The organism is Corallococcus sp. CA041A, assembly GCF_003612075.1.
Taxonomy (GTDB): Bacteria; Myxococcota; Myxococcia; order Myxococcales; family Myxococcaceae; genus Corallococcus; species Corallococcus exiguus.
Window position 1 is genome coordinate 1 of record NZ_RAWF01000303.1, and the last position, 11,683, is coordinate 11,683.

An 11,683-nucleotide genomic window follows, 5' to 3' on the forward strand; every position below is an offset into this window, starting at 1 on the left:
CACCCAGGTCCTGCGCATGCTGCGCATGCTGCCGTCCGCCATGGCCGTGGCCACCCCGGGCGTGGGCCCCTGGCTCGCCCGCCGCCGCTGGACGCGCGAGGAAGGCACGCTCACCCTGCCCGGCCTGCACGGCAAGGTGGAGGTGCTGCGCGACACGTGGGGCGTGCCTCACATCTTCGCCAGTGACGAGCACGACCTGTTCTTCGCCCAGGGCTACGTGCACGGGCAGGACCGGCTGTGGCAGCTGGAGATGGGCCGCCGGCTGGTGGACGGACGGCTCGGGACCCTGCTGGGCCCCATGGGCGTGGGCGCGGACAAGTTCCTGCTCACCATGGGCCTGCGCGACATGGCCGAAAAGGCCTGGGCGCAGGTGGACCCGGAGGCGCGCGCCATCCTGGAGGCCTACAGCGCGGGCATGAACGCGCGCATCGCCGCGGAGCCGCTGCCCTACGAGTTCACCGTGATGGCCACGGCGCCCGCGCCCTGGACGCCCGTGGACTCGCTCGCGCGCGGCAACATGCTGGCGCTGATGCTGGGCGGCAATCACCGCATCGAGCTCTTCCGCGCGCGGCTGGTGGCGGCGGTGGGCGAAGAGGTGGCCAACGCGCTGCTGCCGCAGAACGCGCCGGAGACGCCCCTCATCGTTCCGAAGGAGGCGCGCCTGCCGGGCCTGAAGAATGTGAAGGCGATGTCCGGCCTGGACAGCGTGGACGATGTGTTGGGCGACCCCAACATCGTCTCCGGCAGCAACAACTGGGTGGTGCACGGCCAGCGCACGAAGAGCGGCCAGCCGCTGCTCGCCAACGACGTGCACATCCCGCTGAGCATGCCGTCCACCTGGTACGAGAACGGCCTGCACGGCGGCCGCTTCCAGCACGTGGGCTTCTCCCTGCCCGGCGTGCCCATGCTGATTGTCGGCCACAACGGGAAGGTGGCCTGGGGCATGTCCAACCTGGGGCCGGACACCCAGGACTTCTACATCGAGAAGCTGGACGACCCGAAGGCGCCCAAGAAGTACCTCTACCAGGACGTCTGGCACGACCTGGAGGTGCGCCGCGAGGAGATCCCCATCAAGGGCGGCACGCCCGTGGTGCTGGAGGTGCAGAGCACCCGCCACGGCCCGCTGATGAATGTCGTCATGGCGGAGGACCTGAAGGACAGCGAGCCCCTGTCGCTCAGGTGGGCGCACCGGGAATGCCAGCCGCTCATCAACGCCGTGCTCAAGCTCAACCTGGCGACGGACTGGGAGTCCTTCCGCGCCGCCATGAAGTGCTGGGAGGGGCCGGGCCAGAACTTCGTCTACGCGGACACGGCCGGCAACGTCGGCTACCAGGCCACGGGGAAGATTCCCATCCGCCAGGGACACCAGGGCCTCATCCCCATGCCGGGCTGGACGGGCGAATCCGAGTGGACGGGCTTCATCCCCTTCGAGGATCTGCCCGCGTCCTTCAACCCGCCCGCGGGCTACGCGGCCACGGCGAACAACAAGATTACGTCCGACGACTACCCGCACCTCATCGCGCACAACTGGTTCCCCGGCTACCGCGCGAAGCGCATCACCGACCTGCTGGAGGCGGGCACGCAGCACACCGTGGAGTCCATGCGGGACATCCAGGCGCAGACGTACTCGCTGCCCGCGGAGACGCTGCGCCCCTACTTCCTGGCGGCGGCGCTGCCGGCGGACGACCTCCAGCGCCAGGCGGTGGACGCGCTGAAGGCGTGGGACCTGCGCTTCGAGCCGGAGGCCGTGGGCGCCACGGTGTTCCAGGCCTGGTACATCGAAGTGCTGCGCAAGCTGCTCCAGCACAAGCTGGAGCCGTCGCTGGTGAAGGAATACCTGATGGGCCAGTACGAACGGCACGGCAGCCTGCACATGCCCTTCGTCATCGGCCTGATGTCCCAGCCGGACAGCGCCTGGTGGGATGACCCGAAGACGCCGGAGAAGGAGACGCGCGACGACATCCTCCGCTCGGCCCTGGGCGTGGCCATCGCATGGCTTACGAAGACGTACGGCCCGAAGCCCGAGGCGTGGGCCTGGGGCCAGGTGCACCAGCTGACCTACGCGCACCAGATGCTGGGCGGGCCCGCCATCCCCGGCCCCATCCGGCGCGTCTTCAACAGCCGCCCGGTGCCGGCCCGGGGCGACAACTACTCCGTGGACGGCGCGTCGTTCGTCTGGAGCAACCCCTTCAAGGTGGTCCACGGCACCGCGCTGCGGATGATCGTGGACCTGGCGGACCTGTCCCGCTCCGTGTCCATCCACTCGCCGGGGCAGTCGGAACACCTGTTCCACAAGCACCGCGACGACTTGATGGAGCTCAACCGCAAGGTGGAGTTCCACCCCATGCTCCACACGCGCCAGGCCGTGGAGCAGCACCGCGAGGCCACGCTGACGCTCACGCCCGCGGTGGCCCTGGCCAAATAAAACAACCCGGACTTGAAGGCCGTCACTCCCCCCGGAGCGACAGGCCTTCAGGCCCGGGTTCCATTGCTTTCAGGCTCCAGCGGGAGCCGGCACTCGTATTCGCGTCGAATTCCCCCTCAGAAACTCGACGCTTCCCCCTTCTATGTGCCAGCCCCTGCGGTCCCCCTCATTTCCCGCGCATGCCGCGGTGAGCTAAGAAGTCCCCCGACTCCGTGACTCACCGTGTTGCTGCTGCGCGGGCCCCCCTGCTTCCCGTGCTGCGATGAAGGAACAGTACCGGGACCCCCTGTTTCGATCTGTGAAGCGGCCCACAAGCCCGGTGTGAAGGCGTTCACACCCGCCGGACTTGTCCACCGGGCCTGGATGGGAGGCTTCCCTACCTGCATCCAGGGATTCCGGGCAGAATGGACCTCCCCCCATGTCCTACGCGCAGCTGCTGGCCGAAATCCCCATGTTCGAGAGCCTCGGCCGGGAGGACCTGGAGAACATGTCGTCGCTCCTCCAGCCCCGGCGCTTCGCGAGGGGGGAGGTCATCTTCCACCGGGGGGACGTGGGCACCGCGCTGTTCATCATCCGGCGCGGCCAGGTGGCCATCCGGCTCTCCTCCAGCGAGGGGCGCGAAATCACCCTGGCGCTGCTGGACCGGGGGGATGCCTTCGGCGAGCTGTCACTGCTGGACGGCGAGATGCGCTCCACGGACGCGATGGCGCGCGAGGAGGCCCACCTCCTGACGCTCCAGCGCGATGACTTCCGGCGCTACCTGGAGACGCGTCCGCAGGTGAGCCTGGCGCTGCTGGCGAACATGAGCCGGCTGGTGCGGCGCACGACGCAGCTCGTGTACGACTCGGCGTTCCTGGATGCGCGCAGCCGGCTGGTGCGGGTGCTGCTGGAGCTGGCGAAGACGCAGGGGAAGCAGGCCCCCGACGGGCTGGTCATCACCCCCAAGCTCACGCAGTCGGAGCTGGCCAACCTGTGCGGCGTCACCCGCGAGAGCGTCAACAAGTGGCTGCGCTACTACGTGCGCGAGGGGATGCTCAGCTTCGAGGGCGGGCAGATCGTCCTCCTCCAGCCGGAGCGGCTGGGCCAGGACGCCGAGTAGCCGTCAGCCGCGCACGCGGAAGAGGGACAGGGGCTCGTCACGGCCCTTCACCAGCACCGGGGCCAGGGGCTCCAGCGCGAAGCCGTCCGCGTCCAGGAGCGCTCGCGTGGCGTCTGTAATCAGCACCTCGCCCGGCCGCGCGACGCCGCACACGCGGGCCGCGACGTTGGTGGCGTCTCCCACGGTGGCGTACTGGAGGTAGCGCTCCGAGCCGATGTTGCCCGCGGCCACCGGGCCGGAGTTGAGCCCGATGTGGACCTGAATCTCTGGCACGCCCTCCGCCCGCCAACGGGCGTTGAGGTCCGCCAGGGCCTGCTGCATCTCCACGGCCGCGCGCACGGCCCGGTCCGCGTCGTCCGGCCGGGCGAAGGGGGCGCCCCACACGGCCATCAGCGCGTCGCCGATGTACTTCTCCAGCGTGCCCTCGTGGCGGAAGACGACGTCCGCCATCACCGGGAAGTACGCGTTGAGCATGTCCACCACCTGCCGGGGCTTGAGGCGCGAGGACATGGCGGTGAAGCCGGTGATGTCGGAGAAGAGGATGGTGACGTTCGCCTCGCGCACCTCCAGCGGCACGCCTCTCAGCGCCTTCAGCTGACGCACGACGTCCGGCGGGAAGAAGCGCTGGTAGGCGTTTCGCAGCACCGCTTCCTCCTCCAGGCGTCGCGCCAGGTGCGCGTGGTCCAGCGAGATGGCGGCCTGGTTGGCGAAGGCGGTGAGGAACTCCAGGTCCTCGTCGGTGAAGAGGCCTCCCTGCGTGAGGCTGTCCAGGTACAGCACGCCCAGCACCGCGTCCCGCGTGCGCAGGGGCACGCACAGCGAGGCGCGGATGGATTGGCGGAAGACGGAGTCCGCGCCCACGAGCCGCGCGTCGTCCTGCGCGTCGGTGAAGAGGGCCGCCACGCCGCGCGAGTGCACGTAGTCCACGATGTGCTGGCTGTAGAAGTGCTCCGGCAGCGCCCCACCCCGCGCGCCACGGGACACACGCGGCTCCAGCGTCCCCGTGTCGCGGTCCACCAACAGCACCGCCGCCCGGTCCACCGCCCAGATTTGAAAGACGAGCTGGAGCACGCGCTCCAGCAGCCCGTCCACCGGGCCCGGGGACGAGAGGATCTGCCCCACCTTGAGCAGCACCTGGAGCTTGTCGCGGGTGCGGTCCGGCGAGCGCGTGTCGAGCAGCGCCTCCATGGTGGACCCACCGGAGAAGCGCGTCTCCAACGGCTGCGTGCGCAGCGGGCCCCAGCCGTCCGGCAGCGGCGTGTCCAGGGACACCAGCCGGAAGAACACCTCGCCGCAGCGGAAGGACTGGCCGTGGCCCAGCTCCTGGCGCGACACGCGGTGCGGCCCCACGAAGCTGCCGTTCTTGCTGTCCAGGTCCACCAGCACCACGCGCCCGCCCGTGCGCTCCAGCCGAGCGTGGCGCCGCGACAGGCTGGGGTGCGGCACGCGGATGCCGTTCTCCTCGGTGCGGCCGATGGTGGTGGTGCCCTCCGGCAGCATCACCACCCGTTCATCCACCTGGCCTGGATTGAGGATGACGCGCATGGGCTCAAGACCGCGTGGAGGGGACAGGCTTCAGGTGGGCCCCTTGGCCGTGAAGGCACCGGGCCGGGGCGGGGATGCGGGCGCTTCCAGGACAGCGGGGGCCACCTGTTCGGAGGTGCGGTCCGCGGAGGACTCGGACTGGCTGCCGTGGCGGGCCACCACCTCGCGCACCGCGAGCGACGGGCCTCTGGGCCCTGGCAGGTGGCGGTCTCCGGCGAGGCGGCAGTCAAAGGCGTCCTGGAGCCGTGCGGCCAGCGTCTCGCTCACCAGCACCTGGTCGCGCGCGGCGACGGTGGCGAGCCGGGCCGCGGTGTTCACCACGTCGCCCAGCACCGTGTGGTCCAGGCGCCCGCGCCCGGCCGCGCCCACGTTGCCGGACAGCACCGGCCCGGTGTCCACGCCCATGCAGACGCCGTGGGCATACGGAGACGCGTCACCGCCGCTCCACGCCAGGCCCTGCAGCCGCTGCTTCACCGCGAGGCAGGCGTCCAGCGCGCGCGACACGTGGCCTTCGCCCTGGAAGACGGCCATCACGGCGTCGCCCAGGAACTTGTCCACCACGCCGCCGCGCGACTCCAGCTCCGGGAGGATGACCTCGAAGTTGGCGTTGAGCCGGCGCAGCGCGGACTCCGGCGGGTGCTCGCGGGTGACGGCGGTGAAGTCCGCGACGTCCAGGAAGGCCACCGTGGCGTCCACCTGCTCGCCCGCGAGCGCGCCGGGGCCACGCACCAGCGGTAGCACCCGGTCCACGATGCCGCCGTGCACGAACATGCGCAGCAGCGCGTTCTCCTCCGTGGAGCGCACCGCGCGGCGCAGCTCCGCCACGTGGCGCACCGTCTTGGCCAGCGTGGACTCCAGGTCGTCCAGGTCCACCGGCTTCACCAGGAAGTCGAACGCGCCCCGGTTCATCGCCGTGCGCAGGTTGGGCAGGTCGCCGTACGCGGAGACCATGACCACCTTCACCAGCGGATCCACCTCGCCCACGCGCGACAGGAAGGTGAGCCCGTCCATGCGCGGCATGTTCAGGTCGCACAGCACCGCGTGCGTGTCCGGGTGCTGGCGCAGGGCCTCCAGCGCCTCCTCACCGTCGCGCGCGAAGACGAAGCGGTAGACGCCGTCGCGCACGTGCCGGCGGAAGCGCTGGCGCATGAGCAGCTCCACGTCCGGCTCGTCGTCCACCACCAGCACCGTGGCGGCCTGCCCGGCGCGGCCCGCCTCCACCAGCGCGACGAAGGCCGAGGCCAGCTCGCGCGCGGAGGTGAAGCGCTGCGCGAGCGTCGGGTGCAGGGCGCGCTGGAAGAAGGCGTCACCGCCAGCGCCCAGCTCCGGCACCAGCTGCGAGACGGGCACCGCGGGAGGGTGGAAGGCGCCTCGCAGGAGCGCGCCCACGGACTCAGGCCCGTAGGGGAACTGGCCGGTGAGGGCGCGGTAGAGCACCACCGCGAGCGACCAGAGGTCCGCTCTCGCGTCCAGGTCCGGGTCGGCGCGCAGCTGCTCCGGGCTCATGTAGCGCAGCGTGCCGGTGAGGCCCTCCGCCTGCGCGGGCGTGCTGGTGGGGATGAGCGAGCGCGCGAGCCCGAAGTCGAGCACCTTCACCACCTCCTCCCCATCCACGTGGGCGAGGAAGAGGTTGGCGGGCTTCAGGTCGCGGTGGACGAGCCCCGCCGCGTGCGCCGCCGCCAGCGCCCGGGACACCGGCGTGACGAGCGCGGCCACGCGGGCCGGGGACAGGCGCCCCTGCTGGGTGAGGCGCGTCTCCAGGTCCTCGCCCTCCAGCAGCTCCATGACGATGTACGGCACGCCGCCGTCCACGCCGGAGTCGTGCACCTGCACCACGTGCGGGTGGCGCAGCCGGGCCACGGCCTGGGCTTCCTGTTCGAAGTGGCGGTGGGCCTCCGGCGTGCGCGCCACGACGTCGGAGGCGATGAGCTTGAGGGCCACGTGCCGCTGGAGTTGCAGGTCGACCGCGCGCCAGATGGCACCCATGCCACCGCCGCCAATCCTGCGCTCCAGCGCGTACCTGCCGCCCAGCGGGCGCCCGGTGTCCATCGGCCCTGTGTCTCCGTCCCGGGCACGGCCTGGCGCGCGTGCCTCGCGAAGCCGGGAATGATGGCACACTTGACCCCTCCCCTGGCGTGCCCATTCGGGGCCGAGCCCGAAGCCCCCGGGCCCGGCTGCACGCCCGGTGTGGGAGGAGGAACGTCAGGTACGGGTCAGCGCCTGGGCGAGCCGGGGCAGGACCTCCCCCGCTCGCGCCTCCACGCGCACATCCGCGAGGCCGTCGCCCCGGCTCTCCCCGATGTTGAGGATGCCAATGGGCATGTGCCGCTCCGCCGCGCGCGTGACGAAGCGGTAGCCGGAGTAGACCGTCAGCGACGAGCCCACCACCAGCAGCGCGTCCCCCTCCTCCACGAGCGCGAACGCGTCCTGCACCAGCGGCGCCGCGACGTTGTCCCCGAAGAACACCACGTCCGGCTTCAGCGTCCCGCCACAGCGCGTGCACGCGGGGACGCGGAAGCCCTCCACGGCCTCCTGCGACAACTCCGCGTCGCCGTCCGGACGCAGCTCCACGACGGTGTGCGCGAAGTCCGGGTTGAGGCCCAGCATCCGCGCCTGGAGCGACGCGCGAGGCTCCTGCGCGCCACACGCCAGGCAGCGCACCCGCGACAGCGCGCCGTGCAGCTCCAGCACGCGCTCACTGCCCGCCGCGTGGTGCAGGCCGTCCACGTTCTGGGTGATGAGCCCGGGCACCACGTCCGCCTTCTCCAGCGCGGTGAGCGCGAAGTGCGCGTCGTTGGGCCGGGCGGTGGTGAAGCGAGGCCAGCCCAGCAGGCTGCGCGCCCAGTAGCGCTGACGCACCTCTGGCTGGTGCAGGAACTCGCGGTGCTGGATGGGGTTGCGCACCTTGTGGCGCGTCTCCGGGCCGCGATAGTCGGGGATGCCGGACTCGGTGCTGATTCCGGCTCCGGTGAGCACCACGACGCGGCGTCCGCGCAGCAGCTTGGCCAGGGCGTCCACGCCCGCTTCCGGCGGGAGGGCGGCGACAGGGGAGTCCGTGAGGAGCGTCATTCCACCCTCCGTATAACGTGGCCCGTTCGTGCTCGCTCCAGGGCCTTGGCGCTTCTGACGAGGCGCTTACCGGACGAGCGCGTCCCTGGCGGGGTCCGCGGGCTTCGGCGTGGCCATGGCGGCCTTGATGTCCCTGCGCGCGGCGGGGGGCAGCTTGGCGATCCAGCGGTCCATCGCCTGGCGCAGCTCCGGCACGGAGGACTCCTCGTCGGGGAGCGATGCGGCCTCCTGGCGGGCCTCGGCGGCGAGCCGGACGGCGCGGGCCGGGTCCTGCTTCGCGTCCCACAGCGCGCGGGCCAGCATGTAGCGCGCGGCGGGGCGCTCCGCGGGTCGGGGCCGGGCGCGCTCCCAACCGGCGACGGCCTGCTCCAGCGGGGCCAGCGCCTCGCGCGGACGGCCGAGCACCATGTACGTGCGCCCCAGGTCCACCAGCGCCCCCGTCCAGCCGCCGTTCACGTCGTCTGGCAGGGACGTCTGGAGCGCGGCGGCGCGCTGGAAGTACGGCAGGGCCTGGTCCGGCTGGTTGCGGTAGCTGAGCGTCTGCCCCATGCCCCGGAGCACCAGCGCCAGCGTGGGGTGGTCCGGGCCCAGGCTCTTCTCCACCTGCTCGAGCGCCGTGGCGAAGCGCTGGGTGGCCTCCTCCAGGCGGCCCATGTGCACCAGCAGCGTGCCGATGTTGTTGACGATGATGGCCACCGTGGAGCTGTCGCGCCCCTCCGTCTTCTCCGCGATGCTCAGCGCGCGTTCGTAGAGGGGCAGCGCCTCCTCGCGCTTGCCCTGGTACTGGAGCGCCAGCGCCAGGCTGTTGAGCGCGTCCGCAACCTGCGGGTGGTCCTGGCCCAGCGAGCGCTCCAGCAGCGCCAGCGCGCCCCGGGCCAGCCGCTCCGACTGCACGAAGTCGCCCTGCTGCCAACGCACGCTGGCCTGCTCCAGGCGGATGCGCGCCACGTCCGGGTGCTCTGGCCCCAGCGCTCCTCGCACGGTGCCCAATGCGCGCTCGTACAGGCCCAGGGCCTCCTCCGCGCGCCCCTGTGAGCGGCGCACGGTGCCCAACTCCACGCGCACGTCCGCGACCTCCAGGGCCTCCGGGCCGAAGCGCTTCTCCAGGAAGGACAGCGCGCGGGTGAGCTGTTCGTGGGCCTCCGGGTAGCGGCCCTGGCGCGACAACAGCCGGCCCAGGTTCATGGCGAGCGCGCCGGCCAGTTCCCTGCTGGCGCCCAGCCGCTCCACCGCGGCGCTGGCGCGCTCCGCGGCCTGCTGTCCCTGGACGTAGTGGTCCAACCGCTCGCCCGTCACGCGCACCGCCAACGTCCACGCCCGGGCGGCGGCGTCGTCGTTGCGGCCGGCCTCCGCGGTCCACGCGGCCTGGAGCACCGTGGCCTCCGCGCCCCGGTAGTCTCCGGCCCCGTCCTTCAGCTCCGCGAGCAGCAGCAGCGCGTCCGCGGCGCCGGACCAGTCCCCCGCGGCGCGCGCCGACTGGGCCACCGGCTCCACGCGCGCCACTCCCTGCGAATAGCGGCCGGCGGCGCGCAGCGCCCTTGCGTCCACGAGCGCCTGGAGCAGCGCCACCGTGCGGTCCCTTGCAGCGGGATCATCGGATGAGGAGTGGCCGCGCGACGTCAGCGCCTCCACGTCCGAGCAGCCCGCCAGCGGCGTCAGCCCCTCCACCGCGCGGGGCGCCCGCTCCACCAGGTCCGGGTCCGCCTGCGTGAACAACTGCGTGAGCGCGGCCACGTCGGCGAGCCGCGCGTCCAGGCAGCGCATGCGCAGCGCCATCACCGCTTCGCTCTGCTCGTGGCGTACGCGGGTGGCCTCGCAGGCCGCCGTGCGCGTCGTCACCCACGCGGCGGTGTACGAGTCCAGTCCCCTGCGCACGTGCCGGAAGGCGTCGTGCGCGAAGCGGCGCTCGGTGCCGACGAAGGCCGCCTCCACCGCCTGCTGCCGGGACGCGTCCCACACGCCGTCCATGGCGCGGGCGGCACCCTCGCAGCCCGTGACGTCGCGGCGGTTGAGGACGTGCGTGAGGCCCACCGCGGACAGGAGCAGCAGCGACGCGCCCGCCACGCGCAGCCGCCGCGTCCGGCGCGCCGCGGGGTCCGCATCCAGCGCGGCGATGAGCGCCTCCATGGACGCGTGGCGGTCCTCGGGCTTCACCGACAGGCCCTTCACCACCACCTTGCGCAGCCACTGCGGCACGCCGGAGTGCCGGGGCACGCTCTTCACGCGCCCCGCGTGCACCGCCTGGGACAGCTCCTCCACCGTGGCGCCCGCGAAGGGGCGCTCGCCGTAGAGGCCTTCGTAGAGCGCGGCGCAGAAGCCGAACTGGTCGCTGCGCGCGTCGGTGCGCTCCTCCGGAGGGAACTGCTCCGGGGCCATGTACGCGGGCGTGCCGCCCTCCATGGCGCGCGGATGCGCGGGGCTTCCCGGCAGCACCGGCGGGACCACGGCGCCGAACATGATGCGCGACAGGCCGAAGTCGGTGACGCGCACGCGGCCATCCTGGGCCACGAGGATGTTCTCCGGCTTCACGTCGCCGTGCACGACACCCACCGCGTGCGCGGCGGCGAGCCCCCGGGCCACGGCGAGGAAGACCTCCACCACCTGGCGCCACGGGTGCGGGCCGTCGTGCTCCCACTTGCGCAGCGTGTGCGCGTCCACCAGCTCCATGGCCAGGAAGACCTGCCGGCCGAAGGTGCCCACGTCGAAGACGGAGACGACGTGCGGGTGGGAGACGCGGGCCATGGCCTGCGCCTCGCGCAGCACCTGCGTGCGTCCGGCCTCCGCACCCAGCCCCAGCGCCTCCACCTGGAGGAGCTTGAGCGCGACGCGGCGGTCCAGCTCCGGGTCATAGGCGGCGTACACGACGCTCATCCCACCCACGCCCAGCATCTCCAGGATGAGGTAGCGCCCCACCGCCGTGCCGCGCGCGAGCGGCGGCGTGGGCAGCCTCAGGCGCGGCTTCTTTCCGCGCCACGGGTCCACGGCCAGCGTCGCCAGCTGGCTGTCGAGGACCTCCTCCTCCGGAACCGCCGGCCCGGAGTCCGTGGGCGGTTGCACCTTCAGCGCCTCGGACACCATGCGCCGGCAGGAGGGGCACGTGTCCAGGTGCTCGTCGACGAGCGCCGCCCTGTCGGAGGGCAGCGTCCCGAGCAGGAGGTCCATGAACGTGGGTTCGTCCAGACAGGCGAGGGGCATGGGAGGCACGAGGAAGGCGGCAGCACAGCAGGACTCACGGCGGGCGTCGAGTCACCCCCGGGACGTTTCATGCGTTGAAGGGTTGCCTGCTCGGCGGGTGGGACGTCGGTTCGCGAACGCCCCCGCCCCTATGTGTTGAGACAGGGCGCGCTTTCTGGGAAGTGTCCAAGCATGCGGGTGTTGCGACGTCTCGGATGGGCCGGACTGATATCCCTGGCGCTGCACGCCCTCATCTTCGGGCTGTTGTGGGCAGTGGACCCCGCGCTGTCGTCCGCCGGACGCACCGCCCGGCTGCGCGAGAAGGCGGTCGAGGTGGAGATCATCACCTCCCCTTCCGTCCCCCCGGTGAC

The 11,683-nt window shown here is 72.1% G+C and carries 6 protein-coding genes; 2 read left to right on the forward strand and 4 right to left on the reverse strand.

Annotated elements, in window-relative coordinates:
- The coding region (locus tag D7V77_RS35915) for a penicillin acylase family protein (RefSeq protein WP_147452269.1) at positions 1 to 2,425 on the forward strand (2,425 nt) is incomplete at its 5' end.
- Between the two features lie 418 nt (positions 2,426 to 2,843).
- On the forward strand, positions 2,844 to 3,524 hold the full coding sequence (locus D7V77_RS35920) for a Crp/Fnr family transcriptional regulator (protein WP_120580773.1): 681 nt from the start codon (positions 2,844 to 2,846) through the stop codon (positions 3,522 to 3,524).
- Positions 3,525 to 3,527: 3 nt separating this feature from the next.
- Here D7V77_RS35920 and D7V77_RS35925 read toward each other — a convergent pair whose 3' ends face one another.
- The 4 genes from D7V77_RS35925 to D7V77_RS35940 form a co-directional block, all read right to left on the reverse strand.
- Positions 3,528 to 5,069, reverse strand: coding sequence for an adenylate/guanylate cyclase domain-containing protein (locus D7V77_RS35925; RefSeq protein WP_120580774.1), 1,542 nt, complete (start codon positions 5,067 to 5,069; stop codon positions 3,528 to 3,530).
- Positions 5,070 to 5,099: 30 nt separating this feature from the next.
- Complete coding sequence (locus tag D7V77_RS35930; RefSeq protein ID WP_120580775.1) at positions 5,100 to 7,118, reverse strand: protein kinase; 2,019 nt, start codon at positions 7,116 to 7,118, stop codon at positions 5,100 to 5,102.
- Positions 7,119 to 7,271: 153 nt separating this feature from the next.
- The gene (locus tag D7V77_RS35935) at positions 7,272 to 8,138 is read right to left on the reverse strand and encodes an NAD-dependent protein deacetylase (protein ID WP_120580776.1); all 867 of its coding nucleotides are present in this window, start codon (positions 8,136 to 8,138) and stop codon (positions 7,272 to 7,274) included.
- A gap of 66 nt (positions 8,139 to 8,204) precedes the next feature.
- Entirely contained in the window at positions 8,205 to 11,333 is a 3,129-nt protein-coding gene (locus tag D7V77_RS35940) for a tetratricopeptide repeat protein (protein WP_120580777.1), read from the reverse strand.
- Between the last annotated feature and the right edge of the window lie 350 nt (positions 11,334 to 11,683).

Excerpts from the sequence above, each read along its gene's own strand:
- D7V77_RS35920 (WP_120580773.1), top strand. The coding sequence starts at position 2,844 with ATGTCCTACGCGCAGCTGCTGGCCGAAATCCCCATGTTCGAGAGCCTC.
- D7V77_RS35925 (WP_120580774.1), bottom strand. The coding sequence starts at position 5,069 with ATGCGCGTCATCCTCAATCCAGGCCAGGTGGATGAACGGGTGGTGATG.
- D7V77_RS35930 (WP_120580775.1), bottom strand. The coding sequence starts at position 7,118 with ATGGACACCGGGCGCCCGCTGGGCGGCAGGTACGCGCTGGAGCGCAGG.
- D7V77_RS35935 (WP_120580776.1), bottom strand. The coding sequence starts at position 8,138 with ATGACGCTCCTCACGGACTCCCCTGTCGCCGCCCTCCCGCCGGAAGCG.
- D7V77_RS35940 (WP_120580777.1), bottom strand. The coding sequence starts at position 11,333 with ATGCCCCTCGCCTGTCTGGACGAACCCACGTTCATGGACCTCCTGCTC.